Below are 26,402 nucleotides of genomic sequence, written 5' to 3' on the forward strand. Positions count from 1 at the left end.
CTTGCTGTTGCATGTCAGACAGCTAAGGCCGATGCTCTCCTTCCTGAAGTAGGCACCCGAAAGATTTATACTTACCATAGGGAGAGTGTAGGTGAGCCAAGCGCTTGAGCGGGACATGGTTTGGTTTCCGGATGTCGCCCGGCCGCCCGACGACCTTGATCCGGCATTGGGTCGTCTGGTCGAGGGCATCATCGGCAAGGTTGCCGACAAGTGGACCATGCTGCTGCTCGAAGTGCTGGAGCAGGGTGGCACCATGCGGTTCACGGCCATCGGTCGGGCGCTGCCGGGGATCAGCCAGAAGATGCTGACCAAGACATTGCGGCAGATGGAGTTCGATGGTCTCCTGACCCGCACCATCCACCCGGTGATCCCGCCGCATGTCGACTACCGGCTGACGCCGCTCGGCCACAGCCTCTCAGCGGCCTTCTGTCTCGTCTGGGTGTGGGCCGAGAAAAACCGGGCGGTGATCGAGAAGGCTCGCGCGGCCTATCGGGAACGCGAAGGCCATGATCCGGCCTAGCGACCGGAGGGTAAGTCGGGCCGCCGTGCCACGCCACCTGCTGTCAGTTCGGTCAGCGCCAGCGTCTGATCGAGGTGCTCCGCGCGCCAGCTGAGCAGCCGCTCGGCCATCGCCAACCGCGTCGACATATAAGCTGGGTCCTCGGCGACGTTGTCGAGACAATGCGGATCGCTCTTCAGGTCGAAGAGCAGCGGCGGCAACGCGGCGAAGTGGACATATTTCCAGTCCGCCGTGCGCATGACGGAGAGGTTGAGCTGGGTCGAGCTAAGGCCGAGTGCTTTTTCCGCGCCCTGTCCGGCGACGTCGCGGAAATCGAACTCCCAGTGCACGGCGTCACTACCGTCCCGGCCCAGCAGCGAGCGGCCGTCCGGGTGGTGCGTGGGTTCCACTCCCATCACCTCGAGCAGCGTCGGAAAGATATCCACGGCCTCGGTGAAGGCGGTTACCGTCCGGCCGCCGCTGCCCTGGCGCGGGTCACGGATGATCAGGGGGATGTGCTGGCTCTCGTCGAAATAGCCGCCTTTGCCCAGCGCATAGTGGTCGCCCATCATTTCGGCATGGTCGGAGGTGACGACGATCAGCGTCTCGTCCCATTCGCCGCGCGCCTTGATGGCGTCAAAGACGCGGCCGAGCTGCGCATCGACCTCGCTGATCATGCCGTAATAGGTCGCCTTGATTTGCCGGAACTCCGCTTCGGTCAGATCGCTCAGCCGGCCGGTGGCGCCGGGGACGAAATGCGAGGCTTCGGCAGCGTCCAGCACCAGCTTGAGCAGGGGGTGCTGTGCCGTTTCGGCGTCGAAGCTCGGCGCCCGGTGGAAGCCGTCAACCTCTTGGGGGTCGTACATGGTGTTGTACGGCACCGGCACCACGAAGGGCGGATGCGGCCGCAGATAGGAGACGTGGGCGAACCATTTCGTCTCCTGTTCGCCCAGCCAGCGGATGAATTCATTGCTGAGGAAGGCCGTCTGGGTCTGGTCCTTGTCATAGGCTGGCGCGGCATTGCTGACGCTGCCCGGCGCTGTGCCCACTGGCATGTGGGCCCGCGCATGGTCGAAGAGTTCCAGCCCCTGCGCACGCAACCACGACAGCCACGGCCTTTCGTGCTCGGGCAGCTTCACCCGCGTCGTGAAACCGGGCAGCACGCTTTCATAGGTCGTATTGTCCGGATCGTCCGGTGCCTTGCCGGTCGGATCGAGCGAGACGTCGGTATAGCCAAACAGCGTCGGGTCGTAGCCGGCGCGGCGGGCGGCCAGCGCGATATTGTCGAAACGCGCCGCCAGCGGGGTGCCGTTGCGGCAGACCCGGTTATTCATCTGGTAGAGGCCGGTATAGAGGCAGGCGCGCGCTGGCGAGCAGGGCGCGGCCTGCGAAAAATGCTTGAGATAGGCCGTGCCCTCGGCGGCGAGCGCATCAAGGTTGGGTGTCCTGATCAGCCGGTTGCCGCCATAGCCCGTTGCATCGCCGCGCCACTGGTCGGCAGTGATCAGAAGGATGTTCATGTGCCGTTCACCTATGTGGCGATTTTCAGGCGCCGAGCACCAGGATGTCGCTGGAGGCGATGCCGAGCTGGACCTGCGAGCCATGCGCCGGCGGCGGCGTGCGCTGGTCGTTGAAGGTGTCCAGGCTCACCAGATTGCCGCCCAGATCGACCTTGAGGCGGATCACCGAACCGAGGAACGACACTTCGGTCACCTTGCCCTCCAGCACGATATCCCTGCCATCTCCATGACTTAGCCGCACCGCCTCCGGCCGGACGGTCAACCCGATCTTGTCGCCGGCGCGAGCTCCGGCGGGCAGGTTGGTGATCGTCGCCGTGCTGCTGCCGATCCGCACCTGCTGTGCCGCCGGATCGGTGACGGTGGCATCGAGCGTATTCAGCGTCCCGACAAACGTCGCCACAAACCGCGTCGCCGGTTTGTTATAAACTTCAAACGGTTGCCCCACCTGCTCGACGCTGCCGGCGTTGAGCACGACGATGCGATCCGAGATCGACAGCGCCTCCTCCTGGTCGTGGGTCACGAAAACCGTTGTGATACCGAGCTCCCGCTGGATCTCGCGGATTTGCTCGCGCAGGCTGACACGAATCTTGGCGTCGAGCGCCGACAGCGGCTCGTCGAGCAGCAGCATGCTGGGGCTGGGGGCCAGCGCGCGGGCCAGTGCCACGCGCTGCTGCTGGCCGCCGGACAGCTCGAACGGGAAGCGCTTGCCCAGCCCGGCAAGGCCGATCAGCTTGAGCATTTCGTCGATGCGCGCCTCGCGCTCGGGCTTGGGCATGCCGGCAATCTTCAGGCCAAAGCCGATGTTGTTGCCGACATTCATGTTGGGAAACAGCGCGTATGCCTGGAATACCATGCCGATCTTGCGCTGGTTGGGTGCCAGCCCGGTAATATCGTTGCCAGCCACTATGATCGAGCCGCTGGTGGGCCGTTCGAAGCCGGCAATCATGCGCAGGATCGTGGTCTTGCCGCAGCCCGAAGGGCCGAGCAGGGTGACGAACTCGCCCTTGTCAAAGCTCAGGTCGACGCCCTTGACCACCTGGTTGGTGCCAAAGGCCTTGACGAGCTTGTCGATGCGGAGAAATTCCTCGGCCATGGTCTAGTCCTTGCGGGCAGTTTTCGGGGCGAAGCGGGCAAGCAGCTGGATCATGCCCATGGCGCCCCAGGTGATGACGAACGAGATGACGGCAAGGGCCGACGGCTCGTAGGCGCGGTTGGCACCGACATTCTGCATGTAGACGCCGAACACCTGCCGGTTGAGCAGGCTGGCAATGGTGAATTCGCCAATGACGATGGCCAGCGTCAGGAAGGCGCCTGACAGCACGGCGACGATGATGTTGGGAAAGATCACCTTGGCAATGATCTGCGCCTGGTTGGCCCCAAGAATATTGGCGGCTTCGGTCAGGGTCTGGACGTCGATGGTGCGCAGGCCGGTGTCGACGGCGCGGTACATATAGGGCATGGCCAGCGCCACATAGGCGAGTGTCAGCAGCACATCGGTCCCGAAGTTCGAGCCCAGCAGCGGCAGCAGGGAGGACGTATTGTACATCCGGATATAGCCGAACACGAGAATGATCGCTGGAATGATCAGCGGAAGCAAAGTGACGAACTCGATGATGGGCCGCAGATGCGGCGCGCGCAGCCGCACGTAGTAGGCGGCCGGTACGACAAGTACGAGGCCGACAATGATCGCTGCCGCACCGATGATCAGGGAATAACTGAACGCCGCCTGAAAACGGTCATCCGCAAAGACGTTGGCATAGGCGTCCAGGGTGATGGCGTTGCGGCGGATCTTCAGCGAGAAGTCAAACGTGGCGTAGAGCGGCACGATGAAATAAAGCGCGCCGAAGCCGAAGATGATCCAGGACCAGAGCTTGCCGGATTTCATTTGAGCCACCGCTCGGCGCGCGTCCGCACCACAAGATAGATGACGTTGGCGAAGGCCGTGATGACGATCATGCCGAGTGCCAGCGCGGCGCCAAGGCCGGGATTGTGCAACACGTCGCCGCGGATCTGCGCATAGAGCAGGATCGGCACGATATTGAGCGACGAGCCGGTCAGCGCATAGGCCGTGGCAATGGCGCCAAACGCATTGGCGAACAGCAGCGACAGGGTGCCCAGCAGGTTCGGCCACAGCACCGGCAGGCCGATATAGCGCCAGAATTGCCAGTTGGACGCGCCCAGCGTTGCCGCGGCCTCGCTCCACTCGGCCTTCAGCCCGTCAATCGCCGGCGCGATGATCAGGATCATCAGCGGGATCTGGAAATAGAGATAGGTGACCGTCAGGCCCCAGAAGCTGAGGATGTTGAACGAGCGGGTGAGGTCGAAGCCGAAGAGGGATTTCAGCACAATGGTGACCAGCCCTAGCCGGCCCAGCGTAGCGATGAAGGCAAAGGCCAGCGGAATACCGGCGAAATTTGAGGCAACGCCGGAAAAGGTCATCACCGTCGACCGGATGGCCCCGGGCAACCTGCCGCGGATGATGGCCAGGGCGATCAGCAGACCTATGGCGGCGCCGAGCAGGGACGAGGCGGCCGAGATCCGGATGGATATCCAGAACGACGCCGCGATCTGCGGGTCAGCAAGACCGGCGACATTGTCGAGCGTGAAGTTGCCGCTGGCATCCTGAAATGCGCCGACGATCAGGCCGAGGGTCGGTACAACGAGAAACAGCAGGGCGAAAATGATGAACGGCGCAACGGCGATGATGTCGCCGATGCGCAGGCCCTTGAGAAAGCTGAGGGGATTGCCCCCCGACGTTGCGACCGGCCCGGATACCGGGCCGGTCGCTTTGTCAGCGGTTGGGCTGACGTCGGCCATTACTGAACGTTGGCGCCGACGACACTGTCCCACTGGGTGGTGATCACGTCCTTGGCCGCACCCTGCTCTTCGAGCGTCGGGAACACGGCCTTTGCGTAGGCTTCAGCCGGCGGCAGCTTGTCGAGCAGATCCTGCGGGATCACGCCGCGGGCGGCCATGTCGTTGAAGCGGATCGGGTGGCAATAGCCGGCCAGCCAGCCGAGCTGGCCTTCGTCCGAATAGAGATACTCCATCCAGAGCTTGGCAGCATTGGGATGCGGCGCATAGGCCGAGATGGCCTGGATATAGACGCCGGCAACGACCGAGTCGCTGGGGACGATGACGGTGGCAGCCGGGTTGCCGGCAAAGCCGTCTTTCCAGGCGAGGGCATTGTAGTCCCAGGCGGCGACGATCGGCGTCGTGCCCTGAGCCACCGGAGCGGCCTTGCCGATAACCGGCACGAAGTTGCCGGCGGCATTGAGCTCGGAGAAGTACTTGAGACCGGCAGCGCCGGCATCAGCACCGGCGGCAGCGCCCGAGGCGAGGCCGGCAGCGTGCACAGCCGAAATGGCCTGGTTGGCAGCGCGCGGATCGCCGGCGAGCGCGAACGCGTTGGCGTATTCCGGCTTCATCAGGTCGGCCCAGCTGGTCGGGGGCGTGTCGACGAGGTCGGTGTTCACGAGGAACGAGAGCACGCCGTAATAGTCACCGTACCAGTAGCCGTCGGCGTCTTTGGCAGTGTCCGGGATGCTGTCCCAGGTCGCGACCTTGTAGGGCTGGATCAGGCCTTCGGCCTTGGACGAGGGACCGAACGACAGGCCGACGTCGATCACGTCGGGCGCCTGCGGGCCCATGTTGCCCTGGTTGGCCTTGATCGCCTCGATTTCGTCGGCAGAGCCGGCATCGGGGTTCAGTTCATTGATAGTGATGCCGGGATACTTCGCCTTGAAGGCATCGATTACAGCACCATAGCCACACCAGTCGTGGGGCAGGGCGATGGTGGTCAGCTGACCTTCGGCCTTGGCAGCCTCGTAGAGGGCGTTGATGTCGGTCTGTGCCATTGCGGCAGTCGCGGCCAGCATCGCAACGAGCGACACCGAGGTCCCGAACGCGTTCTTCATGTTCATACTGCGTCTCCCTGAAAAGTAGGCTGTTCATTCACGTGGAAGGATAAGTGTCGAAAGCCGCGTCTCAACTAAGTGCGGCGCATGACACCTGCATGACACGGTGCAACCCTCTGCGAGCGCCCGTTCTCAGGCGTCCGAAGGTGCAGACATACGCTTCAATTCTTCTCCCCGAGACCAATTGTGACAATTGTGACAGTGCCCCTTCTGCGAAACGGAGTCGAGATGGCAAAGACGCCGGTTAGCACCGCCAAAACATCCAGTTTAGAGCCGTTCCAGGCTACGCCGATATTTCTTGATCCTCGTTGTCCGGTTTGTTAGGCCGGTCAGGTTTTTTCAAGGAGCTGATTTATGATGAGATGCGTCCCGCACCTTCTTGCCGCTCTGGCAGTCACTGTGTCGAGCCATGCCGCGCTTGCTGCGGCACCTGCCCCGGAGGCGATTCTCGACACCTACGCCAATATTGCGCTCGCCGGATACGAGGATGCCTTGTCGACTGCCCGCGCGCTGGACGTTGCCGTCGACGCGTTGATTGCAAATCCGTCCGACGAGACGCTTGAGGCCGCACGGGACGCCTGGAAGGCGGCACGGATTCCCTACCAGCAGACCGAGGCATTCCGCTTCGGCAACGCCGTGGTCGATGCCTGGGAAGGTCGGGTGAATGCCTGGCCGCTTGATGAGGGCCTTATTGACTATGTCGATGCGTCCTATGGCTCCGAGAGCGACGCCAACGGTCTCTATACCGCCAATGTGGTCGCCAATTCGACACTGACCATCGATGGTGTCGAGGTCGACGCGTCCGATATCACCCCGGCCTTCCTGCAGGACACGCTGCAGGAAGCGGGCGGGATCGAGGCCAATGTGGCCACCGGCTACCATGCGATCGAGTTCATGCTCTGGGGGCAGGACCTGAATGGCACAGGCCCGGGCGCTGGCAATCGCCCGGCAAGCGACTATTCGACCGCCGAGCATGCCGACCGGCGTGCCGCCTACCTCCAGGCGGCCACCGACCTTTTGGTGGCCGATCTCGAGGAAATGGTCGGCAACTGGAAAGAGGGCGGCGCGGCGCGGGCTGCAACTGCCGAAGGCGGCGTGGCGGCCATCCTGACCGGCATGGGCTCATTGTCGTTTGGTGAAGTCGCCGGCGAACGCATGAAGCTCGGCCTGCTGCTGCATGATCCCGAAGAAGAGCACGACTGCTTCTCGGACAATACGCATATGTCGCATTTCAACGATGCGGTCGGCATCCAGAACGTCTACCTCGCCAGCTACAGGCGCGTTGGCGGGGAGAGCGTGACCGGTCCGTCCATCTCGGAACTGATCGCCGAGAAGGACCCCGCACTCGATCAGGAGATCAGGGCATTGCTGGCCGACACTGTGGCCAAGATGGATGCCATGAAAGTCCGGGCCGAGACGGTCGAGGCCTATGACCAGATGATCGGCGAAGGCAATGCAGACGGGAACGCTGTTGTTCAGGCGGCCATCGATGCGCTCATCGCGCAGACCCGCGGCATTGAGCGCGCCGTCGCCTTGCTTGAGCTCGGCGATGCCGTGACAATCGAGCAATCGGACAGCCTGGTGAACCCCGACGCTGTTTTCCAATAGTATTTTGGCGCGACGGGTTGCACGAATCCGTCGCGCTCTCTTTCATCCCGGCGTGGCCGGGATTTGCTGGAAGTGCTGACATGCACACGCACCTCACTGCGGTCCTGGCCGCCACGCTCATTGCCGGCATGGCTATTGCCGCGCCCATGCAACGCTCCGATCTGACCGACAAGGATCTTGCACGCGTTCGAGCCGTCACCGCATCAACCGCCGATTTCAGCAAGCCTGAGAACTTCGAGGCGTTGCCGGGCGGCAGCGCGACGGTCAAGAAGATCGTCAATCAGGATATCCTCTCGTTCAGCCAGGCCAATCTGACTTTCGAGCAGGAGGGTCAGTTCAAGCTGGGCAATGCCCTGTTTCGCAAGCTCTGGGTGGCTTCCCCTTCGTCCACCCAGGCGTCGGATGGGCTGGGGCCGTTCTTCAATGCGCGCGGCTGTCAGAACTGTCACATCAAGGACGGTCGCGGGCGCCCGCCTACTGGAGATGAGACCAATTCGGTCTCGATGTTCCTCCGATTGTCGGTGCCGGCCAAGGATGCGAGCGAGCAGAACCTGATCGATACGCGCGGCGAAAAACTGTTCCCCGAACCGACCTATGGCGAGCAACTGCAAGTCTTTGCAGTCACCGGCCTGCAGGCCGAAGGCCGCATGGTGGTCGACTATGTCGAACAGCCGGAGACGCTGGGCGACGGTACTGTGGTCATGCTGCGCAACCCGACCTATTCCGTCACCGACATGGCCTACGGCCCCATGAGCCCCGATGTCATGATGTCGCCTCGGGTGGCACCGCCGATGACGGGACTTGGGCTGCTGGAGCAGGTGCCGGAAGCCGATATCCTGGCGCAGGCCGATCCGGAGGATGTCAATGGCGACGGGATCTCCGGCAGGGCCAATTCCGTCCTTGATCCAGAGAGCGGGCGCGTCAGGCTGGGCCGGTTTGGCTGGAAGGCGGGCGCCGCGACCATTCGCTCGCAATCGGCAAGCGCGTTCGCTGGCGATATCGGAATCTCGACGCCGCTGGTCAACCGCCCCTTCGGCGACTGTACAGAGGCCCAGGCGAACTGCTTCGACGTGCCCACCGGAGAACAGGCGCGCCTCGGCGTGTCCGAGGCCCCGGACCCTGTGCTTGACCTCGTCACCTTCTATTCCCAGAATCTGGGGGTGCCGCAGCGCCGGGGCGTAGACGACCCGAGGGTGCTGGCAGGCAAGCAGGCATTCTACGGTGCCGGTTGCGCTTCGTGCCATACGCCCAAGTTCGTGACGTCGCGAGATGCGCCGGATGCGGAACACCAGTTCCAGTTGATCTGGCCCTACAGTGACCTGCTGCTGCACGACATGGGTGAGGGGCTTGCCGACCACCGGCCCGAAGGTGTCGCGGACGGCTATGAATGGCGCACGCCGCCACTTTGGGGGATCGGCCTTACAGAGATTGTATCGGGTCACACGTTCTTCCTGCACGACGGACGAGCGCGCAACCTGACTGAAGCCATCCTGTGGCGTGGTGGTGAAGCGCAGGCGGCGCGCGACGAGTTCGCACAGATGCCGGCATCCACCCGTGAAGACCTGCTGACGTTCCTGGAGTCTTTGTAATGCGCTTTGCTGCAGTCCTGCTCTGCCTGCTGGTGATACCTTCATCAATCGGTGCCGCGGAGATCTCGAAACAGGAGACACTTGCCCTCGCGGTCGACGGCTATATCCGTCCGGCCTTTGCGGAGCTGCATGAAAAGGCCCTCACGCTCGGCGAGGCCACGAGCTGGATGTGCGACGCGGCTGGGCCGGTCGAACTGGACGCGGCGCGCGTTGCCTTCAAGGAGGTCGTGCTCAGCTTCTCGCGGGTGGAGTTTCTCAGATTCGGGCCGCTGACCGAGGACAGTCGTATGGAACGGCTGCTGTTCTGGCCCGATCGCAAGGGGATTGCGTTGCGGCAGGTTCAAACCATCCTCGCAACCGAGGATGCGGCAGCCACGTCACTAGCGGACTTGCAGCAGAAGAGCATCGCCGTGCAGGGGCTCGGAGCTCTGGACTACGCTCTGTTTGGCGAGGGCTCCGAGGTATTGTCGTCTGGAAGGCCGAGTTTTCGCTGCGACTACGCAGACACGGTCGCGGCGGCCGTTGCCGAAACCACCGGAGACTTGAGCGAGGCCTGGGCGGCCGAGGACGGCATTGCGGCGCACATCGCCGCGCCAGAACCGGCCTATGTCGACTACCGGTCGTCGCGCGAGGCGCTCGAGGAACTGGTTGGATCGCTGGCGCATGGAATTGAAACCATCCGTGACACCCGGCTGCTGCCATTCATCGGTCGGGACGGTGAAAGGCCGAGGCCGAAATCCGCCCTGTTCTGGCGTTCCGACATGACCATGCCGGCGATCCGTGCAGGCTTTGCGGGTATCCGCGACATGCTGGTCGCCGCCCGCTTTGGTGACTCTGCCGATGCGGATGATCGTTGGGTGGGCAATAGTGCCACGTTTGAACTCGGCAACGCGCTACGTGCGGCCGACCGCGTCACTGCGCCGGTGGCCGAAGCGCTCGATGATCCCGATCAGCGCAAGGCGCTCAATTATCTGGTCATCCTGACTGGCTCGCTGCAGGACCTGCTGGGCGAGAGCCTGCCGGCCGCACTTGGTCTTTCGGTCGGTTTCTCGTCACTGGATGGCGACTGATGTGGCAGCGGAGAGCATTCCTCAAGGCCGCCGGCGCCAGTTTTGCGGCGTCCCTGATGCCGCGACAGGTCGAGGCCCTCGAGCGCAGCGAACTGGTCTTTGCGTCGTCGATTCAGCGCAAGGGCGGTGGCTACGCTGCTGCGCTGGTCAGCGAGGCGGGCAGCCTGATCACCAGTATCGACCTGCCCGACCGCGGCCACGACATCACCCATTGTTCGGTGACCGGGCGGGCCGTGGTGTTCGCACGGCAGCCCGGAACTTTCGCGGTGGTATTCGATCCGTCCGGCAGCCTGCCGCCACAGACGCTCACCAGCGTCGAAGGTCGCCATTTTTTCGGACATGGCGTGTTCTCGACCGACGGACGGCTGCTCTACGCCACCGAGAATGATTTCGACAACGCGCGTAGCGTCATCGGGCTGTTTGATGCCACTGAAGGCTTCCGGCGCATCGGCGAGTTCGATGCTCACGGCATTGGCGCCCATGAACTGCTGCTGACGCCGGACGGCTCCACGTTGGTGGTCGCCAATGGCGGCATCGAAACGCACCCGGACTACGGCCGGACGGAACTGAATCTGGAGACGATGGAGCCGTCGATCTCGTTCATCGACGTCCGGACGGGCGAGTTGATCGGACAGCTCAAGCTGAGCGCTGATCTCCACCAGTTGTCGATCCGGCACATGGCATTCGACGGTACCGGGCGGGCCTGGTTTGGTTGCCAGTTCCGGGGGGCGGATTCCGCTGCTCCGCAACTTGTCGGATACGCGACCCGTGAGGGGCAGATTCGTCTGGTCGAGCTACCGGCCGACACGCTGGGCCTCCTCCGGAACTATGTCGGCTCGGTCGCCGCCTCGACCGATGGCAGTCTGATTGCCGTATCCTCTCCCGAAGGCAACGCGATCCTTGCCATTGATGCAACGACCGGGCAACTGGTGCAGGCAACCACCTTTGAGGACGGTTGCGGTGTTGCTCCGGACGGACCCGGTTTCCTGGCCTCGAGCGGGCAGGGCGTTCTCCGGGGCGTTGCCGGCTCACATGCCGCCGCGGCCGAGACAGGCTTCCGCTTCGACAACCACCTGCGGCGGTTGTCCTAGCCGGGAACCGGGCCTGACGACTGACGGACGATCAGTTCGACCGGCCAGACTTCCTGAAGGGCTTGCGGATCGCTGCCGGCCAGAAGGTCGATTGCCATTTCCGCGATTTCTCGAACCGGCGGCGCGAATGGACGATCTAGTGGTCGACATGGTCGGTACCATCCGGTCGGAGTGAAGGTAGGGAAACACATCGTCATGGGCGATCATCGAGGTCTCCTCGCCAAGTGTCAGCCCTGCGGCACGAACGGCACGCGCAACGCCAAGCGCCGTCATCATGGAGCCGGCGAGGATCGCCGTCGGCCTCGGTGAGATGGCCAGGACCTCCTCGGCCAGACGGAAGCCGATCTCGTCGGAAAACATGCCGTGACGCATCAGTTCGCTCCGCACCTCAATGCCTGAGGCCTGCAGCGCGGCGCGATAGCCATCCTCGCGGTGAGCCGAGAACGTGAAACCGGTCGGCCCATTGATCAGGGCGATGTCGCGGTGGCCCATTCCGATGAGGTGCATGGCACCGCGATGCGTCACGGAAAAGTTGTCGATATCCAGAAAGGCGGCAGGCTTGCTGCTCCTGGTACGGCCATGCAGGACAAAGGGCAGACCCAGTTCGTTGAGCAGTTCGATGCGCGGATCGTCGAGACGCGGCGAATGGACAATGAAGCAGTCGACCTTTCTGGCCTGCAGAGCACGACGGTAGGCACTCAGTTCCTCGGTGAGCGACACAACGGTGGAGACCAGCACGTCGATTTCATCACGCGCCAGGCGTTCGCCAAGCCCGCCGAGGAATTCGCTGGTGTGCGGTCCATAGCCATCAATGGTGGAATAGACGATGCCAACCGCGCCGACGTGGCCGGTGGCGAGTCTGACGGCGTTGGCATTGGGTTGGTAGCCGAGCCGGAGTGCAGCATCCGTGACGCGCTGGCGGGTGCTCTCGTTGACTTCTGGAAAGCCGTTCAAGGCACGGCTGACGGTGGTCTGTGAAAGACCAAGGCTGGTCGCAAGTTCCTTCAGGTTCATTCGTGCCGATGTCCCAGACGGCGTGCAAACATCCCCCCTGGATCGCCCGCCTGACACCAGATTTACGACAGAGTGACAGTCGGCACCAGCGCGAGCTTGCCTGTTTTCTGTGCAGAGTGCCCGAATACTGGCGTCGAGATACCCGACTGACCCGCGAAATAAAGCCGAAGCCACGGATGACGGGCCTGATGACTGCCAGCCAGCCCGTGTTCATTTTGAAGGCTGTCGATCGTCCCAAAACGCGTTTGCAAGGCCCGATATTCGGCTGCACCGGGTTGTTTTTTGGGCTTCTCGGGTGCACTGAATCGATCCGGGTTTCAAAACGTTTTGGAATGGCGAGGCGGTCAAAAAGGATCGCTATCGCCAGCTAGCAGGAGGCATTCATGCCGATCAGAGCCACCGTTTGGGGTGAGAACGTCCACGAGCAGAAGAACAAGTCTGTGGCGGAGAACTACCCCAAGGGCATGCACGGGCAGATTGCGGCGCTGTTGTCGGAAGACAAGAACATCGTCGCCAGTACTGTCACGCTTCAGGATCCCGAACATGGGATGAGCGTGCAAAAGCTCGACGAGACCGATGTTCTGCTCTGGTGGGGGCACGCTGCCCACAAGGAGGTCGACGACGCAATCGTCGAACGTGTGGTCGAGCGCGTCTGGCAGGGAATGGGCCTTATCGTGCTGCATTCGGGCCACCATTCAAAGGTGTTCAGGCGGCTGATGGGGACACCTGCCAATCTGCATTGGCGTGAAGCCGGCGAACGCGAACGTCTCTGGGTGGTCAATCCGGGGCATCCGATCGCGAAAGGACTGCCGCCCTTCTTCGAGCTCGAGACCGAGGAGATGTATGGCGAACCGTTCAGTGTTCCGGAACCGCTGGAGACTGTGTTCGTCTCGTGGTTCCAGGGCGGGGAGGTGTTTCGCTCCGGACTGACCTATCGCCGCGGCGCCGGCAACATCTTCTACTTCCGACCCGGGCACGAGACCTATCCGACGTACCACGACAAGACCGTGGGACTGGTGCTGCGCAATGCGGTCAACTGGGCCTTCAATGCCACTCGGCATGCCGAGCTCATGGCGGCACCGAATACGCCTGTCGAGAAAGCGCTCGAAAAGATCGTCGAACGCGGAGCCAAGCTCACGAGCCATCCCGAGGCCTAAGTACCAACAGGACCCAGTTCCCGAAAATGCGTCTATTGATCCTCGGCACGGGTGGCATGGCCAACCAGCATGCCAAGCACTTTGCCGCCATACCTGGCGTCACTCTGGTGGGGGGCGTCGATGTCGATCCGAAACGGGTCGAAGCCTTCAATGCCACGCATGGTATTGAACGCGGCTTCGCCTCGCTTGAGGCGGCGGTAGAATGGGGTGAGTTCGATGCGGTGGCCAACGTCACGCCGGATGCGATCCACCACTCCACCTCGATCCAGGCGCTGAACGCGGGCAAGCATGTGTTTTGCGAGAAGCCGCTGGCGACGGATGCCGAGAAGGCCTTCGAGATGGTGGAGGTGGCCGAAAAGGCCGGGCTGATCAACATGGTCAACCTGACCTATCGCAATGTGGCGCAGCTGCAGAAGGCGCGCGACATCGTGACCTCGGGGCAGATCGGCGAGGTCAAGCATGTCGAGGCGAGCTATCTGCAGAGCTGGCTGGTATCAAAGGCGTGGGGCGACTGGCGTACCGAAAGCCAGTGGCTGTGGCGGCTCAGCCGCAGGCACGGCTCCAACGGCGTGCTGGGCGATATCGGCGTGCACATTCTCGACTTTGCCTCGTATGGTGCGGGGCAGGAAATCGAGCATGTCTTTGCCCGCCTCAAGACGTTCGACAAAGCACCGGGCAACAAGATCGGCGACTATGATCTCGACGCCAACGACAGCTTCACCATGGCGGTGGATTTCACCAATGGAGCGCTCGGTGTGATCCACGCCACACGCTGGGCTACCGGCCATTTCAACGAACTCCGCCTGCGCGTCTACGGCGAAAAGGGCGGCGTCGAAGTGCAGCATCGTCACGATGGCAGCCAGTTGCGCGTGGTGCAGGCCGACAATATCGAAACGGCGACTTGGCAAGACGTCGACGTCGACCCGGTGCCAACCAACTACGAGCGGTTCGTCGAGGCGGTACGCACCGGCGAGAACCATGAACCCAGTTTCCGCCACGCTGCAGAACTGCAGAAGGTTCTCGACCTGGCCACAGTCACCGAGACCGAGCGCCGCGAGATGCCGACACGCTGACGGCGCTCGCCAGCGAAGACTGAAGGCGGCGGTCTAGATGCCGCCGTACCAGTCATAGCCGTGGTCTTCCCAATAGCCGCCTTTACCCATGCCGAACTGGGCGAAACTTTCCACAAGTTCGATGGTGTGGACATATTTCGGTTGCTTGTAGCCAAGCGCCCGTTCGATGCGGATGCGGACCGGGGCGCCGTTGGCAATGGGCAGGGTCTTGTCGTTCAGGCCATAGGCCAGAATGGTCTGCGGGTGGTAGGCGTCGATGAGGTCCGAGCTCTCATAATAGTTCTCGGGAGCCGAGAGTCCGCCGCCCATCTGGTCATAGCAGTGGTAGACAACGAACCTGGCCGAGGCCTTGGGCTTGGCCTGATCAAGCACGGCGCCGAGCTGAGTGCCGCTCCACTTGGCAATGCAACTCCAGCCTTCCACGCAGTCGTGGCGGGTGATCTGGCTACGGGCCGGCATATTGCGCAGCTCGTCGAGCGTGAACGATAGCGGCGTTTCAACCAGCCCCGTGACCGACAGCCGGTAGTCGGCGAAATTGGTGGAGACGAGGTCGGCATATTCCTGCACATCGCGCGGGTCGGTCGAGCCGTTGGGACGTTGCCCCTGCCGGATCTCGCTTTCCGCGTATTCGCGCGCCAAAGCCTGGTCGGGAACCAGTGCCCGCTGCGCGGCATAGGTCAATTCGTTGGCACGCTCGAGGAAGTTGCGCACCGGATCGTCGCGCCGAGCGAGGAAGTCGAACTGATCGCAACCCGAGAGGATCAGCGACGAGGCGCCAGCCGCACCAAAGCCGAGCAGGCGGCGGCGATTGAGGATGAGCTTGCTCATTTGGAGGTCTCCTTGTCGTCGCCGTCGGTGCCCGGGCTGGTCCGGTAGTAGCCGGTAATCATCGAACGCAATTCGTTGAACGGGCCGGCAAGGACGACCATGGCGATGTGAACGACAAAGAACAGCACCAGCAGCACCATGACGACGAAATGGATGGTGCGCGCCGTCTGCCGTCCGCCAAATACATCAAGCAGCCAGGGCCAGGCAGCATCCATGCCGGGAGACATGGTGAGCCCGGTCAGAATGATCAGGGGAAACAGGATCACCAGCACGACGAAGTAGCTGAGTTTCTGCAGCGGCGAGTAGGTTCGTCCGTGGTGGAAGCGGAACAGAATGTGGGCAAGAAGATCCTTGGGCAGGGCGGCAAGATCGCGGGGCTTGAGGATGATATCGCGCCAGAGGTGGCGGTTGGCGATGCTGGCGATCAGCCAGGTAGCGAGCGCAGCGACGAGAATCCAGCCGAAGAAAAAGTGGACGACCCGTCCGGTGGCAAGATCGCGGATCGAGGGGATCGTCGCCCAGGCCGGAAAGCCGACGAAATTCTGGCGACCCTTGTTGTCGCTGACACCCAGGATACCTGTGGTGTCGAATTTCTGGCCGAAGATGGTGGTGACGCCGCGGATGCCGTCATCGGTGCGCTCGGCACCGATCTCGAGAATAGCGTTGTCGAACTCGAAACCGGACTGTTGCCCCACATAGAGCGCCGGATGGGCGTTCCAGATCTGCAGGCCACTCAGCAGCAGGAAGAACAGGGCGATGACCCAGATCCAGTGCGTGAGGCGCGTGAAGATCGATTGCCGGTAGATCAGCGGCCCTTTGGTTCCAGTCGCCTGAGGTGCTGGCATTGTCTCTGCCGTCTGGTCCGTCATTGCCGATTTCCTCCACAGCGCCAGTGTGCGCCGACTCCCCTAGCAACGGACAGACGACGCACAATTGTTAGTCTATCACGGCAATGTCATTGAGCCGGGGCCATTGCGTCGCTGGCCATGGCGTCGCCCGACATCGGGCCGTCGTGCATTGCCATTTCGTTGCAGGCCTTGGTTGCCTCGTCCATCTTCATGGCGTCGGTCTCCATTTCGGCCTTTGCCAGGCATTCGGCCAACATGTCTTCTGCGGACATGGCCATCGCATCGCCTTCCATGGCCATGCTGTCGGCAGCCATAGGTGCCACCCCCATGTCGGCAGCAACGGCGGATCCGGCAAAACCAAGCGCGGCGACGAGGGCAAGTATACAGATCTGGAACTTCATAGCGTCTCTCCTGCGGTGCCGCTGGGATGCGGCGTTACACAAGTGAGTTCGCGGAGCGTCTGCATTCGTTACGGGCTCACTCCAACGTGATGGAGCCGTGTACGAGAGGCGGACTGGTACTTTGCAGGCTGAGATCTGCTGGCCGGCGGCCGGATTGCCGCCGGGGCGTTGTCGGTCGCGCTATAGCGCAGGCGCAGCTATTCGCTGCGCGCTGCCCAATTGATGCCACGGCGCAGAATGGTTGCCATGTTGGGGTTCTCGAACTCGGCGGCGCGATGGCCGAGCGAGGAATAGAAGACGCGGCCCTGTCCATACATCTTCTTCCAGACCACGGGCATGACAACGCCTTTGATCCAGGGGGCGTGCAGGCCCGAGAAGGTGGTCGTCGCCAGCACTTCGTTGGCCGGATCGACATGCATGTAATACTGCTCGGAGGTGTAGGGGAACGACTTGATGCCCTGCATGATCGGATCGTCGGGGCGCGTTACGTCCACCTGATAGTCGATGATGTTGCCCGGATGGGACACCCACTGGCCGCCGGTAATGAACTGATAGACGGGCGAGTCGTGGAAGGCGTCGCCCATGGTGCCGTGGTGGCCGCCCATGCCCACGCCGCCCTCGATTGCGGCCGCCAGATTGTTGGCGGCATCCCGTGAAATCGTGCTCATGGTCGTGCAAGGCACGATGAGCGAAAGGTCCTTGATTTCGGGCTCGAGAAATACCTCAGGGTCGGTCTCGACCCGAACCGTGAAGCCATCCTCATGCAGCCAGCGGCGGTAGATGGCGGCACATTCCTCAGGGTCGTGTCCGCCCCATCCGCCCCAAACGATCAAAGCACTGCGCATACCAGACTTCTCCAATAGAAAACGGCGAGAGACTATCGCAATCGGCAAGCGATGCCAGCCCTGCCTGCCCGCATAATGTCAAAGCCGGGGCTTGCATCCTGAGCCGGAGAATTCTAGCGCGGCCGCGCAAAAACGAAAGGTTGAGGGCGATTGCCTGTGCGGAACCTGCGCGCTAGGTTTCGTGACCACTGAAGTTGCGGGTGGTGTTTTGAAAGGGGCACGCCGAGCGCTGTTATCGAGCCGTTGCAATGCAGTGACAAACAGGTCCGGCCCACGGACGAACAACAAAGGACAGGGAAATGAAGAGACACTGGTTAGGCCTTCCAATCCTCATGCTGGCGAGCACTGCCTTTTCGGCGCCTGCGCAAGCCGAGTTCTCCCTTACAATCCTGCACATCAACGATTTTCACTCGCGTTTCGAGTCGATCACCGGATCGGATTCAACCTGCAACGCCGAAGGCGAAGCGGAGGGCAAGTGCTTTGGCGGCATTGCACGACTCAAGACCGAAATCGACATAAAGCGCGACGAAGCCAAGGCGGCCGGCGAGAACGTTGTGCTGGTGTCGGCGGGTGACAATTTCCAGGGCTCCCTGTTTTACACCGAGTACAAGTCCAAGATTGTTGCCGACTTCATGAACGACATGGGTTTTGATGTCGTGGCGACTGGCAACCACGAGTTCGACGACGGCCCGGAGGAGTTTGCCAGGTTCATCGAAGCGGCTAATTTCCCGATCATCGGCGGCAATTTCGATACCACCAAGAATGCCGACCTCAAGGGCCGCCCGCCCGGCGTCTATGTGATGAATATCGGCGGCGACAAAGTCGCCTTCGTTGGCGCCACGACGGAAGACACGCCAGATATTTCTTCGGTGGGCGACGTTGAGTTCCAGAGCGTCACGGCCTACGTCAAGGGTGCCGTGGATGCCTTGCAGGATGCGGGCATCAACAAGATCGTGGTCATTTCCCACATCGGCTACAATGTCGACATGGACCTGGCGGCGGCCGTTCCCGGAATCGACGCCATCATCGGCGGGCACTCGCACACCTATCTCTCCTCCACAGACGAGGCAGCAGAGGGTCCCTATCCGACCATGGTTGGCGACGTGCCGGTTGTTCAGGCCTGGCAGTACGGCAAGGCACTGGGCGATCTCACCCTGACCTGGGATGACGAGGGCAAGGTGATTTCGGCCGAGGGTGAGCCGATCATCCTCGATGCCTCGGTAACGCCCGACCAGGGCTTCATCGATCGCGTTGCCGAAGCGGCAAAGCCGCTCGAAGAACTCAAGAACAAGGTCATCGGCACCGCCTCGGGCCCCATCGAAGGCGACCGCACGGTTTGCCGGGCGATGGAATGCTCGATGGGCGTGCTTGTTGCCGATGCCATGCTCGATCGCGTCAAAGGCGAGGGCGTGACGATTGCCATCCAGAACGGCGGCGGTCTGCGTGCGTCGATCGACGAAGGCGAGATCACCATGGGCGAAGTGCTCACCGTGCTGCCTTTCTCGAATACCCTGGCAACGTTCCAGCTGACCGGAGCTGATGTGGTGGCCTCGCTTGAAAACGGCGTGAGCGACATCGAGAACGGCGCAGGCCGGTTCCCGCAGGTTGCAGGTCTCAAGTACACTTTTGATGCGTCCAAAGCGGCTGGCTCGCGCATCAGCGATGTGATGGTCGACGAAGACGGAACGTGGACCCCAATCGATCCGGCCAAGACCTATGGCGTGGTAACCAACAATTTCATGCGCAATGGCGGCGACGGCTACGAGCTCTTCGCGTCCAACGGCATGAATGCGTATGATTTCGGACCGCCGCTCGAGAACGTCCTTGCTGACTATATCGCGGACCTGGGCGGTACCTATGCGCCTAAGACGGGTGGTCGCATCACCGATGCCACGCCGGCCGCGCCTGCCGAGGCCGAAGAACCTGCTGCAGACGCCATGGCTCCGGCCACGGACGCAATGGCGCCAGCAGCTGATGCAATGGCCCCCGCGGCTGATGCGATGGCTCCGGCCGCCGACGCAATGGCTCCCGCTGCCGACGCGATGGCACCTGCTGCCGATGCAATGGCACCGGCGGTTGATGCAATGGCTCCCAATGCCATGGCAGCGGACCCGGTCAAGCCAGCCAACTAGGCCACAACCAGAACGTGAAAAGGGCGCCTTCCGGGGCGCCCTTTTTCTATGGCCGTCGGACCAGGGTCATTCGGAGCGCGGTGCCAGTTGGCGCCAGAGCAGCAGGATAATGACCGCGCCGATAACGGCGCCCAGAAAGCCGGCACTGTCTCCGGGCCCGTAGAGGCCGATGGCCTCGCCAAGAAACTTGGCGACCACGGCCCCGACGACGCCAAGTACGGTGGTCAGGATGAATCCCTGCGGCTTGGGGTGGCCAGGGGTGACCAGTTTGGCAATGATTCCGGCGAGAAAGCCGATAATGATGGCGCCAAGAACTTCCATTGTGCCCTCCAGGAGTTGTGCTGACTAAATGTGCTGCGGCCCCTACCGTTGCAAGAGATTGCAGACCGAGAGGGGCGCGCGCATGGCACCCCTGCACGCTGTGGCAACGAATTTCCTTGCAATATAGGCCCTTCGCCATCATATGAGGCCTGTCACAGGCGCCATGTACCCTCTTGGGTGAGCGCCGATCATGTGACGGCTTCTCTTCTTATCGACCAATGCGGTGAGCGGCGAGGCTGTCCGGTGCGATTGAATCGGGCATTGCGCACGCGGCTGAGGCCGCCACTGCATTTGAATTCACCCGCCGCGCAGCTTTGCGAGGCGCGGGGATGCGCCGCGTTGGTTTGGCGTGTGTCCACATAAGAAAAGAAGAAGACTTTGACCCAGAATTTTACCGAACTCGGGCTTCCGAAGCAGATCGTCGAGGCCCTCGACAGTGCGGGCTTTACCGTGCCGACGCCGATCCAGGCCAAGGCCATTCCACACCAGCTCGCTGGCAAGGATATCCTCGGCATTGCCCAGACCGGCTCTGGCAAGACGGCGGCCTTCGGCCTGCCGATCATTGCCGGCATCATGGCCCTCAAGGGCCGTCCGAACCCGATGACCACGCGCGCGCTGATCCTTGCGCCGACCCGTGAACTGGCCGTGCAGATCGACGAAGTGCTACACAAACTTTCAGTCGGCGGCGGCGTGAAGCTCTCGACCGTGCTGGTGCTGGGCGGCGTTTCCCGCCACAGCCAGATTCAGAAGATCGCCAAAGGCGTCGACGTTGTCGTCGCTACGCCGGGCCGTCTCAAGGACCTGATCGATGATCGCAAGCTGCGCCTGAACGAGACGCGCTGGCTGGTGCTCGACGAGGCCGACCGCATGCTCGACATGGGCTTTATCGGCCCGGTCAAGGCGATTGCAGCGGCTATCGGCCCGCGCCGGCAGACGGCGCTGTTCTCGGCCACCATGGCGCCGGAAATCGCCGAACTCGCCAAGGGCCTGCTCAATGCGCCGGTGCGCGTCGAGGCCAGCCCGCCGGCGACTACAGTTACGACTATCGGTCAGCGGGTTATTCTCGCTGGCTCGAAGGCCAAGCGTGGAGTTCTCAACGAGCTTCTCGCTGATGAGGCGCTGTCGCGTGTCATCATCTTCTCGCGCACCAAGCATGGTGCCGATCGGGTGGTGAAGAACCTGACTATCGACGGCCACGAAGCGGCTGCGATCCACGGCAACAAGAGCCAGAACGCCCGGCAAGCGGCGCTCAAGGGCTTTTCGTCGGGTCGCGTTCGCATTCTCGTGGCCACCGATATTGCAGCTCGCGGTATCGACGTGCCGGATATATCGCACGTTATCAACTACGAGCTGCCGGACGATGCGGAGAACTATGTTCACCGCATCGGCCGCACGGGGCGCAACGGCGCTTCGGGTGAGGCGATCACGCTGTGCGATGGCACGGAGCGTTCCAAGCTCCGCGATGTCGAACGACTGATCCGCCGGACCCTGCCGACCACGGGTGATCTCCACCTCGCCAACGAAACCGGCGTTGTTGCCGCACCACGCGGTGCGCGTCCGGAAGCGCCGATCGATCGCAAGCCGCAGGGCCAGCGTCCGAACGGTCCGCGCAAGCATGCCAATGCGGGCAAGCATTTCTCGGGCGCCAAGAAGGCAGCGATCATGCAGGACCGGGCCCCGCACAATCATGCGGGACAGCCCAAGCTCGATCACGAGCTGCGGGCGACGCCTGGGGCCGCCAAGCCGGCCAACAAGCAGCGCTGGAACAAGGGACAGAAGGACGCGGGGCGCGCGCGCCGGGCCCAGTCCAACCGCGCTTCGGCCTGATCTGCCCAAGTTGAATAGCGAAAGGGCGGTCCTGCGGGGCCGCCCTTTTTCATTGCCCAGATGGGTTCAGGGGCGTGCACCCGCCGCAATTTGAACACCGAGATGAACGCGCTATGAACGGCGGACTCCGGAGCGGTTCAACCGGCTCGGGCTAGGTCTCCTGACTATCGACCCATCTTGATAGCCTCAGGGGGCACCCATGCTGAAAGTATCGCTCATCGCACTGTTCGTTGCCATCATGACCACGCTGGCCATCGCCGCCTCGGCCATGCCGGTGCCGCCGCCGGCAGGCGCTGCAGACATCCGCGTCGCCGGTTGAGTGATGTCGCAGATCCTGGTGCTGATCCTGTTTGGCGTGGTGCTCGCGGTTCTCGCCTTCTCGGCGGCGACGATGGTGATGATCTGACCTAGCTCAGCGGAATGCCCTTCTTGCCCTTGTCCTGCTGGTAGATGGCGGACATGTCGGCATAGAGGCCGGTGAGGTTGTCGACGCGGGCGATGAGGTCCTCCTTGTGGCCGCGGGCGAGGCCGGCGATCATGCGGCCGATGTCATGGCTCTCGAAATACTGGTTCTTGCGATTGTAGAGCGGCCGGTCCTCGGGCACGGCGTCGCGATCGGGATCGGGAACCTGGTAGACGGCCTTGAGGATGGCGATGTCGTAGGGGATGGCGAAGCTGTCGCGGGAATCCTCGTAGGTGAAGAGATAGTAGAAATTGTCGAAGCCTGACCAGGTGATGCCGGAGAGGCAGAGCGAGCAGGGCTCGTGGGTGGCAATGAAGATGCAGTCCTTGGGGTCTGGACGGTCGGCCTCGGGCAGTTCGTAGAAGCGCTTGATGGCGTGCATTTCGCCGTGCCAGAGCGGGTTCTCGGTCTCGTTGTTGGTTTCGGCGATGACCACCGACAGGTCGGACTTCCGCAGGATGGCGGCACCAAACAGCTTGTTGCCCTGCTTGACGCCCTCGCGGGTCTTGGGCGCGATATCAGTCTCGATGACATCGAGCAGGCGGGCAATGAGTGCGGGGGTGTCCATCGGCGGCTCCGGTTCTTTGCCCGAGAGTCGCGTGCGGGACGCGTAGCGGTCAAGTCTTCAACGCGTCGACCGCGTCAGGCGCATGAGGGGCTCGCCATCGGCACCGAGCAGTTCGAGCACGCCGTCGACCAGTTGCCAGCGCCGCGTGGCCTCGAGAGCCGCAAAAAACATTGCCTCCTGCGCCATGACGGTGTCGCTGCAGGCCATGCGCGTGGCGCCCAGGGCGCTGAAGGCGATGCTGTCCCCGGCGATCATGGCCTGGCTGAAATAGCTGTTGCAGCCGCCGCGGCCACCGGCGCGCATGTCGCTGGCGATCGAGAGCGTGCTCTCGTCGGGCGCGACGGGGACGCCGGCAATGGTCTGGGCGGCCCAGGTGACATCGAGGATCGGCCTGAAATCGATGGCCGGGCGGGAACTGACCGGCGCCGTTGCCGTGCCGGTAAAGCTCACCAGCACCTGCATGCCTTCGGTGGCGGCGAGATCGAGCAGCAGCGGTGTATCATTGCGGAACCAGACCTGGCCATTGCTGACGATTTCGGCGCGCAGGCCATAGCTCCTGTCGGTGGCGATGACCTTGTCGTCGAGATTGAAGCGGAAGGTGAGCGGCACCTGGCCCGGCGAGGCAATGGCGCCCTCTGCCTTGATGCGCGGCTGATCTGGCGTTTCCATGTCGACGAGGCTGATGCGCAGAATGCCGTTCGGGGGCAGGGCGATGCGCTCGCGATAGGTGACATCACCGGAAATGGTCAGGGTGACGGCTGCTGCCGAGCCCACGGACAGGGCCAAAGCCAGAAAACCGATTACCAGACCAATGATCGCACGCATTACACCATCCCCACGCTGCACACTTGTAGTGTGAGTGCAGAATATGGAGGAAATAAATCGGTCGTGCAGATCAGTTTTCGACGATCAGCCAGGCTTCGTCGAAAAAATGCTCTTCCAGGTTGTTGCCGTCGCCACCCCGGTCGACCACCAGGTACTCGGACGGCTTCTGCAGCGGGCAGAGCACGCCGTGCCAGGTATTCATGGCGATATTGACGCCCTTGCCGGGCGCAGGCCGAAAGGCACGGGGCGCACCGGGCAGGCCACCTTCGTCCGGCGCGACGATCACCAGCCAGGGCGCATCAGAGAGCGGGTAAAAGGCCTGGCTGCCGAGCGGGTGGCGCTCGACCATGGCAAGCTGCAGGGGCAGCGCATAGGGCTGTCCGACGAACAGCGAGATCAGTGGCCGGGCATGCACGCCAGCCAGTTCGACACGCGCGAGGTCGTGGTAACGTTCGGTCATGCCCTTGTTGATGGGGTAATGCTCGGCGCCCTCGCGGGAGATGATCTGGCCGAATTCGGCGAAGGTCTCGGTCGACAGGGGTTCGATGACAACGGTGCGCATGGCTAGAGCTTGAGCTTCATGTGGCGGTTGACGTCCTTGTAGAGCAGGTAGCGGAAGCGCTGCGGTCCGGCATAGCAGGCCTGCGGGCAGAAGGCGCGCAGCCACATGAAATCGCCGGCCTCGACTTCGACCCAGTCACGATTGAGCCGGTAGACGGCCTTGCCCTCGAGCACATAGAGGCCGTGCTCCATGACGTGGGTTTCCTCGAAGGGGATGACGGCGCCCGGCTCGAGCGTGACGATGTTGACGTGCATGTCGTGCCGCAAGTCGGTGGGATCGACAAAGCGGGTGGTGCCCCAGGTGTTGTTGGTATCGGGCATCCAGATGATGGGCTCGTCCTGCTCGTTGGCAACGAAGGCCGCCGGCGCATCGATGCCGTCCACGGCCTCGTAGCGTTTGCGCACCCAGGAGAAGCGGACGGGCGCTGTGCCCTTGTTGGCAAAGCTCCAGATGCAGCCGGGAGGCAGGAAGGCGTAGCCGCCCGGCTTGAGCAGGTGCGACTTGCCGTCGATGACGATGCTGGCCTGACCCTCAAGCACGAAGAGGACGCCTTCGACGCCGGGCTCCGGCTCGGGACGCTGGCTGCCGCCCTCGGGGAACACTTCGACCATCATCTGGGCGAAGGTTTCGGAAAAGCCGGTCATCGGCCGGGCCAGCACCCAGGCGCGGGTCTTGTCCCAATGCGGCAGATAACTGGTGACGATGTTGCGCTGCACCCCCCGCGGGATCAGCGCATAGGCCTCGGTGAAGACGGCGCGGCCGGTGTGGAGAGCCATCTGGTCGGGCAGGCCATCGGCGGGGGAAACATAGGTGGGGGCCATGAAGGTCTCGTAGAGTCAATGTCCATGGTTTGATAGCGCAGTTTGGGACGCATGGCACGAGGGGAGGGGGCCGCACTGCTTGCGAGAACGGAGGGAATGCGGGCAGCGATGGTTTGTGGAGGCGCTTGATCCCTCACCCTGGCCCTCTCCCCTGAGGGGCGAGGGGACGATGGAACTGAGGGGACGGTGGAGCCGTCAGGACGGCTCGGTTTCGAAATCCTGCTTCAGGCGGGCGAGTATGCTTGCGGCGTAGGCGGCATAGGGGCCGATCCAGCGTTCGTGGATGGCGTGGACGGGCAGGGCGTCGAGAGAGTTCCAGCGTTCGCGGCCGCGTTTTTCGGCGATGACGAGGCCGGCTGCTTCGAGGACGCCGAGATGCTGCATGACGGTGCAGCGATCGAGATCCGGGAAGAGGGCGCAGAGCATGCCGGTGGTGTGCGGCTCGCGCTTCAGCGCGTCAAGGATGCGGCGGCGCACGCGGTGGCCGAGAGCCTTGAAGATCAGGTCGTCTGCATCGTCGGTTGACATGTTATATTTTTATAACATATGATCCCGAAGGTCAAGCAGGAGGACGCGATGGCCTATGAATTCACGGTAAAGGGACGCATTGCCCGACCGGTGCACGAGGTGTTCGAAGCGGTGGCCGACCCGGCCAAGCTGTCGGGATTTTTTACAACCGGCGGGGCGGTCGGGCGGCTTGAGACCGGCGCCACGGTGACCTGGGACTTTCACGATTTTCCCGGCGCCTTTCCGGTGCAGGTGGTGGAGGTCGTGCCCGACCGGAAGATCGTCCTGCGCTGGGAAGCGGCGCCCGACGCGGACCCGGCTGGCAGCTACCAGACCACTGTGACGATGACCTTCGAGCCACTCGACGATGGCAGGACACTGGTGGCCATCCACGAAGCAGGCTGGCGGGACAACGAGGCCGGACAGAAGGCGTCCTACGGCAATTGCGAAGGCTGGACGGGCATGCTCTGCGCCATGAAAGTCTATGTCGAGCACGGCATCAACCTGCGGCAGGGGTTTTACATCTGACCGCTAGCGGCGACCTGCTCAGATTCTGTAAACCATCTGTTGAGGAATGTGCGGCAAGCTCCCGTCATGAGCGAACGTCTTGATGACAGCCGGATATTCGACCTGCAGCGTCTCAACGACTGGCTGCACGGCTTCCTGATGATGTTTGCGCCGACCCAGACCGACTGCGAAGTCGATGCCGTCGAGGATATCGCCTGGGAAGACGGCGAAATCGAAGACCAGACGGATGTGTCGCCCGCCCGCTAGGCGGGGGCAGCTCAACTCCTCCCAAATTGCCGTCATTGCCGGAGTTGATCCGGGGAATTGCTTTGCAGTCTCGCAAGTGGCGGCATGGGTCCTCGGGTCAAGCCCGAGGATGACGGTGCGTGGGGTGGGGTTGGGAGCTCGC

General features: G+C 62.7%; 27 protein-coding genes. 11 read left to right on the top strand and 16 right to left on the bottom strand.

Annotated features, from left to right (window positions below; genetic code table 11):
- Positions 1–115 precede the first annotated feature (115 nt).
- A complete protein-coding gene (locus AC0L4C_RS10425; RefSeq protein ID WP_473403498.1) occupies positions 116–520 on the top strand; it encodes a winged helix-turn-helix transcriptional regulator in 405 nt (134 codons plus the stop codon).
- Here the strand turns inward: AC0L4C_RS10425 and AC0L4C_RS10430 are convergent.
- Genes AC0L4C_RS10430 through AC0L4C_RS10450 form a run of 5 tightly spaced genes read right to left on the bottom strand, consistent with a single transcriptional unit; the run spans position 517 to position 5,897 of the window.
- Positions 517–2,019, bottom strand: coding sequence for an alkaline phosphatase family protein (locus tag AC0L4C_RS10430; protein ID WP_473399474.1), 1,503 nt, complete (start codon positions 2,017–2,019; stop codon positions 517–519). The two genes, AC0L4C_RS10425 and AC0L4C_RS10430, sit on opposite strands and share 4 nt — an antisense overlap.
- A 25-nt stretch (positions 2,020–2,044) precedes the next feature.
- Positions 2,045–3,112 carry an ABC transporter ATP-binding protein gene (locus AC0L4C_RS10435; RefSeq protein WP_473399475.1) on the bottom strand — a complete coding sequence of 356 codons (1,068 nt, stop codon included), beginning with the start codon at positions 3,110–3,112 and terminating at the stop codon, positions 2,045–2,047.
- Between the two features lie 3 nt (positions 3,113–3,115).
- Positions 3,116–3,904 (bottom strand): ABC transporter permease, encoded by a 789-nt coding sequence (locus AC0L4C_RS10440; protein ID WP_473399477.1) that lies wholly within the window; start codon positions 3,902–3,904, stop codon positions 3,116–3,118.
- Positions 3,901–4,836, bottom strand: coding sequence for an ABC transporter permease (locus tag AC0L4C_RS10445; RefSeq protein WP_473399478.1), 936 nt, complete (start codon positions 4,834–4,836; stop codon positions 3,901–3,903). Before AC0L4C_RS10445 ends, AC0L4C_RS10440 begins: the two co-directional genes overlap by 4 nt.
- Positions 4,836–5,897, bottom strand: a complete 1,062-nt coding sequence (locus tag AC0L4C_RS10450; RefSeq protein WP_473403499.1) for an ABC transporter substrate-binding protein — start codon at positions 5,895–5,897, stop codon at positions 4,836–4,838. The genes AC0L4C_RS10445 and AC0L4C_RS10450 overlap by 1 nt, the downstream gene beginning before the upstream one ends.
- Before the next feature lie 396 nt (positions 5,898–6,293).
- Between AC0L4C_RS10450 and AC0L4C_RS10455 the strand changes: the two genes are divergently transcribed.
- The 4 genes from AC0L4C_RS10455 to AC0L4C_RS10470 all read left to right on the top strand — a co-directional run bounded on the left by AC0L4C_RS10455 (position 6,294) and on the right by AC0L4C_RS10470 (position 11,294).
- Positions 6,294–7,544 carry an imelysin family protein gene (locus AC0L4C_RS10455; protein WP_473403500.1) on the top strand — a complete coding sequence of 417 codons (1,251 nt, stop codon included), beginning with the start codon at positions 6,294–6,296 and terminating at the stop codon, positions 7,542–7,544.
- A gap of 80 nt (positions 7,545–7,624) precedes the next feature.
- Positions 7,625–9,133 (top strand): di-heme oxidoreductase family protein, encoded by a 1,509-nt coding sequence (locus AC0L4C_RS10460; RefSeq protein ID WP_473399479.1) that lies wholly within the window; start codon positions 7,625–7,627, stop codon positions 9,131–9,133.
- Entirely contained in the window at positions 9,133–10,203 is a 1,071-nt protein-coding gene (locus tag AC0L4C_RS10465; RefSeq protein ID WP_473399480.1) for an imelysin family protein, read from the top strand. Before AC0L4C_RS10460 ends, AC0L4C_RS10465 begins: the two co-directional genes overlap by 1 nt.
- Positions 10,203–11,294 carry a DUF1513 domain-containing protein gene (locus AC0L4C_RS10470; protein WP_473399481.1) on the top strand — a complete coding sequence of 364 codons (1,092 nt, stop codon included), beginning with the start codon at positions 10,203–10,205 and terminating at the stop codon, positions 11,292–11,294. The genes AC0L4C_RS10465 and AC0L4C_RS10470 overlap by 1 nt, the downstream gene beginning before the upstream one ends.
- On the opposite strand, the gene AC0L4C_RS10475 is transcribed toward AC0L4C_RS10470, so the two are convergent.
- Positions 11,232–12,308, bottom strand: a complete 1,077-nt coding sequence (locus AC0L4C_RS10475; protein ID WP_473399482.1) for a substrate-binding domain-containing protein — start codon at positions 12,306–12,308, stop codon at positions 11,232–11,234. The genes AC0L4C_RS10470 and AC0L4C_RS10475 overlap by 63 nt on opposite strands.
- Positions 12,309–12,691: 383 nt before the next feature.
- Here AC0L4C_RS10475 and AC0L4C_RS10480 point away from each other — a divergent pair, with 383 nt between their 5' ends.
- Together AC0L4C_RS10480 and AC0L4C_RS10485 are read left to right on the top strand one after the other, a co-directional pair.
- A complete protein-coding gene (locus AC0L4C_RS10480; RefSeq protein ID WP_473399483.1) occupies positions 12,692–13,465 on the top strand; it encodes a ThuA domain-containing protein in 774 nt (257 codons plus the stop codon).
- Between the two features lie 26 nt (positions 13,466–13,491).
- Entirely contained in the window at positions 13,492–14,538 is a 1,047-nt protein-coding gene (locus AC0L4C_RS10485; RefSeq protein ID WP_473399484.1) for a Gfo/Idh/MocA family protein, read from the top strand.
- A gap of 33 nt (positions 14,539–14,571) precedes the next feature.
- Here the strand turns inward: AC0L4C_RS10485 and AC0L4C_RS10490 are convergent, their stop codons facing one another.
- From AC0L4C_RS10490 to AC0L4C_RS10505, 4 genes are all read right to left on the bottom strand, one after another.
- Positions 14,572–15,366 (bottom strand): molybdopterin-dependent oxidoreductase, encoded by a 795-nt coding sequence (locus AC0L4C_RS10490; protein WP_473399485.1) that lies wholly within the window; start codon positions 15,364–15,366, stop codon positions 14,572–14,574.
- Positions 15,363–16,235 (bottom strand): cytochrome b/b6 domain-containing protein, encoded by an 873-nt coding sequence (locus AC0L4C_RS10495; RefSeq protein ID WP_473399486.1) that lies wholly within the window; start codon positions 16,233–16,235, stop codon positions 15,363–15,365. The genes AC0L4C_RS10490 and AC0L4C_RS10495 overlap by 4 nt, the downstream gene beginning before the upstream one ends.
- 86 nt (positions 16,236–16,321) lie before the next feature.
- Complete coding sequence (locus AC0L4C_RS10500; RefSeq protein WP_473399487.1) at positions 16,322–16,615, bottom strand: hypothetical protein; 294 nt, start codon at positions 16,613–16,615, stop codon at positions 16,322–16,324.
- A gap of 197 nt (positions 16,616–16,812) precedes the next feature.
- Positions 16,813–17,460, bottom strand: coding sequence for a ThuA domain-containing protein (locus AC0L4C_RS10505; RefSeq protein ID WP_473399488.1), 648 nt, complete (start codon positions 17,458–17,460; stop codon positions 16,813–16,815).
- A gap of 299 nt (positions 17,461–17,759) precedes the next feature.
- Between AC0L4C_RS10505 and AC0L4C_RS10510 the strand changes: the two genes are divergently transcribed.
- On the top strand, positions 17,760–19,592 hold the full coding sequence (locus tag AC0L4C_RS10510; protein ID WP_473399490.1) for a bifunctional metallophosphatase/5'-nucleotidase: 1,833 nt from the start codon (positions 17,760–17,762) through the stop codon (positions 19,590–19,592).
- A 66-nt stretch (positions 19,593–19,658) separates the two neighbouring features.
- Here the strand turns inward: AC0L4C_RS10510 and AC0L4C_RS10515 are convergent, their stop codons facing one another.
- Positions 19,659–19,913: a GlsB/YeaQ/YmgE family stress response membrane protein gene (locus tag AC0L4C_RS10515; RefSeq protein ID WP_473399491.1), complete on the bottom strand. Its 255-nt coding sequence runs from the start codon at positions 19,911–19,913 to the stop codon at positions 19,659–19,661.
- 378 nt (positions 19,914–20,291) lie between these two features.
- On the opposite strand from AC0L4C_RS10515, the gene AC0L4C_RS10520 reads away from it, so the two are divergent.
- The gene (locus AC0L4C_RS10520; RefSeq protein ID WP_473399492.1) at positions 20,292–21,740 is read left to right on the top strand and encodes a DEAD/DEAH box helicase; all 1,449 of its coding nucleotides are present in this window, start codon (positions 20,292–20,294) and stop codon (positions 21,738–21,740) included.
- 407 nt (positions 21,741–22,147) lie between these two features.
- On the opposite strand, the gene AC0L4C_RS10525 is transcribed toward AC0L4C_RS10520, so the two are convergent.
- The 5 genes from AC0L4C_RS10525 to AC0L4C_RS10545 form a co-directional block, all read right to left on the bottom strand.
- The gene (locus tag AC0L4C_RS10525) at positions 22,148–22,771 is read right to left on the bottom strand and encodes a nucleoside deaminase (protein ID WP_473399493.1); all 624 of its coding nucleotides are present in this window, start codon (positions 22,769–22,771) and stop codon (positions 22,148–22,150) included.
- Positions 22,772–22,828: 57 nt separating this feature from the next.
- Positions 22,829–23,596, bottom strand: a complete 768-nt coding sequence (locus tag AC0L4C_RS10530) for an META domain-containing protein (RefSeq protein ID WP_473399495.1) — start codon at positions 23,594–23,596, stop codon at positions 22,829–22,831.
- Positions 23,597–23,666: 70 nt separating this feature from the next.
- Entirely contained in the window at positions 23,667–24,158 is a 492-nt protein-coding gene (locus AC0L4C_RS10535) for an ureidoglycolate lyase (protein ID WP_473399496.1), read from the bottom strand.
- Between the two features lie 2 nt (positions 24,159–24,160).
- Positions 24,161–24,979 carry a bifunctional allantoicase/(S)-ureidoglycine aminohydrolase gene (locus AC0L4C_RS10540; RefSeq protein ID WP_473399497.1) on the bottom strand — a complete coding sequence of 273 codons (819 nt, stop codon included), beginning with the start codon at positions 24,977–24,979 and terminating at the stop codon, positions 24,161–24,163.
- A 195-nt stretch (positions 24,980–25,174) separates the two neighbouring features.
- The gene (locus AC0L4C_RS10545; RefSeq protein WP_473399498.1) at positions 25,175–25,507 is read right to left on the bottom strand and encodes an ArsR/SmtB family transcription factor; all 333 of its coding nucleotides are present in this window, start codon (positions 25,505–25,507) and stop codon (positions 25,175–25,177) included.
- 48 nt (positions 25,508–25,555) lie between these two features.
- Between AC0L4C_RS10545 and AC0L4C_RS10550 the strand changes: the two genes are divergently transcribed.
- The gene (locus AC0L4C_RS10550) at positions 25,556–26,014 is read left to right on the top strand and encodes an SRPBCC family protein (RefSeq protein WP_473399500.1); all 459 of its coding nucleotides are present in this window, start codon (positions 25,556–25,558) and stop codon (positions 26,012–26,014) included.
- 66 nt (positions 26,015–26,080) lie between these two features.
- Entirely contained in the window at positions 26,081–26,260 is a 180-nt protein-coding gene (locus AC0L4C_RS10555) for a hypothetical protein (RefSeq protein ID WP_473399501.1), read from the top strand.
- The last annotated feature ends 142 nt before the right edge of the window (positions 26,261–26,402 follow it).

It is taken from the genome of Devosia sp. J20-27, assembly GCF_055808595.1.

What these genes read in the sequence shown, in the direction of transcription:
- AC0L4C_RS10425 (WP_473403498.1), top strand. Translation starts at nt 116, where the DNA reads ATGGTTTGGTTTCCGGATGTCGCCCGGCCGCCCGACGACCTTGATCCG.
- AC0L4C_RS10430 (WP_473399474.1), bottom strand. Translation starts at nt 2,019, where the DNA reads ATGAACATCCTTCTGATCACTGCCGACCAGTGGCGCGGCGATGCAACG.
- AC0L4C_RS10435 (WP_473399475.1), bottom strand. Translation starts at nt 3,112, where the DNA reads ATGGCCGAGGAATTTCTCCGCATCGACAAGCTCGTCAAGGCCTTTGGC.
- AC0L4C_RS10440 (WP_473399477.1), bottom strand. Translation starts at nt 3,904, where the DNA reads ATGAAATCCGGCAAGCTCTGGTCCTGGATCATCTTCGGCTTCGGCGCG.
- AC0L4C_RS10445 (WP_473399478.1), bottom strand. Translation starts at nt 4,836, where the DNA reads ATGGCCGACGTCAGCCCAACCGCTGACAAAGCGACCGGCCCGGTATCC.
- AC0L4C_RS10450 (WP_473403499.1), bottom strand. Translation starts at nt 5,897, where the DNA reads ATGCTGGCCGCGACTGCCGCAATGGCACAGACCGACATCAACGCCCTC.
- AC0L4C_RS10455 (WP_473403500.1), top strand. Translation starts at nt 6,294, where the DNA reads ATGAGATGCGTCCCGCACCTTCTTGCCGCTCTGGCAGTCACTGTGTCG.
- AC0L4C_RS10460 (WP_473399479.1), top strand. Translation starts at nt 7,625, where the DNA reads ATGCACACGCACCTCACTGCGGTCCTGGCCGCCACGCTCATTGCCGGC.
- AC0L4C_RS10465 (WP_473399480.1), top strand. Translation starts at nt 9,133, where the DNA reads ATGCGCTTTGCTGCAGTCCTGCTCTGCCTGCTGGTGATACCTTCATCA.
- AC0L4C_RS10470 (WP_473399481.1), top strand. Translation starts at nt 10,203, where the DNA reads ATGTGGCAGCGGAGAGCATTCCTCAAGGCCGCCGGCGCCAGTTTTGCG.
- AC0L4C_RS10475 (WP_473399482.1), bottom strand. Translation starts at nt 12,308, where the DNA reads ATGAACCTGAAGGAACTTGCGACCAGCCTTGGTCTTTCACAGACCACC.
- AC0L4C_RS10480 (WP_473399483.1), top strand. Translation starts at nt 12,692, where the DNA reads ATGCCGATCAGAGCCACCGTTTGGGGTGAGAACGTCCACGAGCAGAAG.
- AC0L4C_RS10485 (WP_473399484.1), top strand. Translation starts at nt 13,492, where the DNA reads ATGCGTCTATTGATCCTCGGCACGGGTGGCATGGCCAACCAGCATGCC.
- AC0L4C_RS10490 (WP_473399485.1), bottom strand. Translation starts at nt 15,366, where the DNA reads ATGAGCAAGCTCATCCTCAATCGCCGCCGCCTGCTCGGCTTTGGTGCG.
- AC0L4C_RS10495 (WP_473399486.1), bottom strand. Translation starts at nt 16,235, where the DNA reads ATGACGGACCAGACGGCAGAGACAATGCCAGCACCTCAGGCGACTGGA.
- AC0L4C_RS10500 (WP_473399487.1), bottom strand. Translation starts at nt 16,615, where the DNA reads ATGAAGTTCCAGATCTGTATACTTGCCCTCGTCGCCGCGCTTGGTTTT.
- AC0L4C_RS10505 (WP_473399488.1), bottom strand. Translation starts at nt 17,460, where the DNA reads ATGCGCAGTGCTTTGATCGTTTGGGGCGGATGGGGCGGACACGACCCT.
- AC0L4C_RS10510 (WP_473399490.1), top strand. Translation starts at nt 17,760, where the DNA reads ATGAAGAGACACTGGTTAGGCCTTCCAATCCTCATGCTGGCGAGCACT.
- AC0L4C_RS10515 (WP_473399491.1), bottom strand. Translation starts at nt 19,913, where the DNA reads ATGGAAGTTCTTGGCGCCATCATTATCGGCTTTCTCGCCGGAATCATT.
- AC0L4C_RS10525 (WP_473399493.1), bottom strand. Translation starts at nt 22,771, where the DNA reads ATGGACACCCCCGCACTCATTGCCCGCCTGCTCGATGTCATCGAGACT.
- AC0L4C_RS10530 (WP_473399495.1), bottom strand. Translation starts at nt 23,596, where the DNA reads ATGCGTGCGATCATTGGTCTGGTAATCGGTTTTCTGGCTTTGGCCCTG.
- AC0L4C_RS10535 (WP_473399496.1), bottom strand. Translation starts at nt 24,158, where the DNA reads ATGCGCACCGTTGTCATCGAACCCCTGTCGACCGAGACCTTCGCCGAA.
- AC0L4C_RS10540 (WP_473399497.1), bottom strand. Translation starts at nt 24,979, where the DNA reads ATGGCCCCCACCTATGTTTCCCCCGCCGATGGCCTGCCCGACCAGATG.
- AC0L4C_RS10545 (WP_473399498.1), bottom strand. Translation starts at nt 25,507, where the DNA reads ATGTCAACCGACGATGCAGACGACCTGATCTTCAAGGCTCTCGGCCAC.
- AC0L4C_RS10550 (WP_473399500.1), top strand. Translation starts at nt 25,556, where the DNA reads ATGGCCTATGAATTCACGGTAAAGGGACGCATTGCCCGACCGGTGCAC.
- AC0L4C_RS10555 (WP_473399501.1), top strand. Translation starts at nt 26,081, where the DNA reads ATGAGCGAACGTCTTGATGACAGCCGGATATTCGACCTGCAGCGTCTC.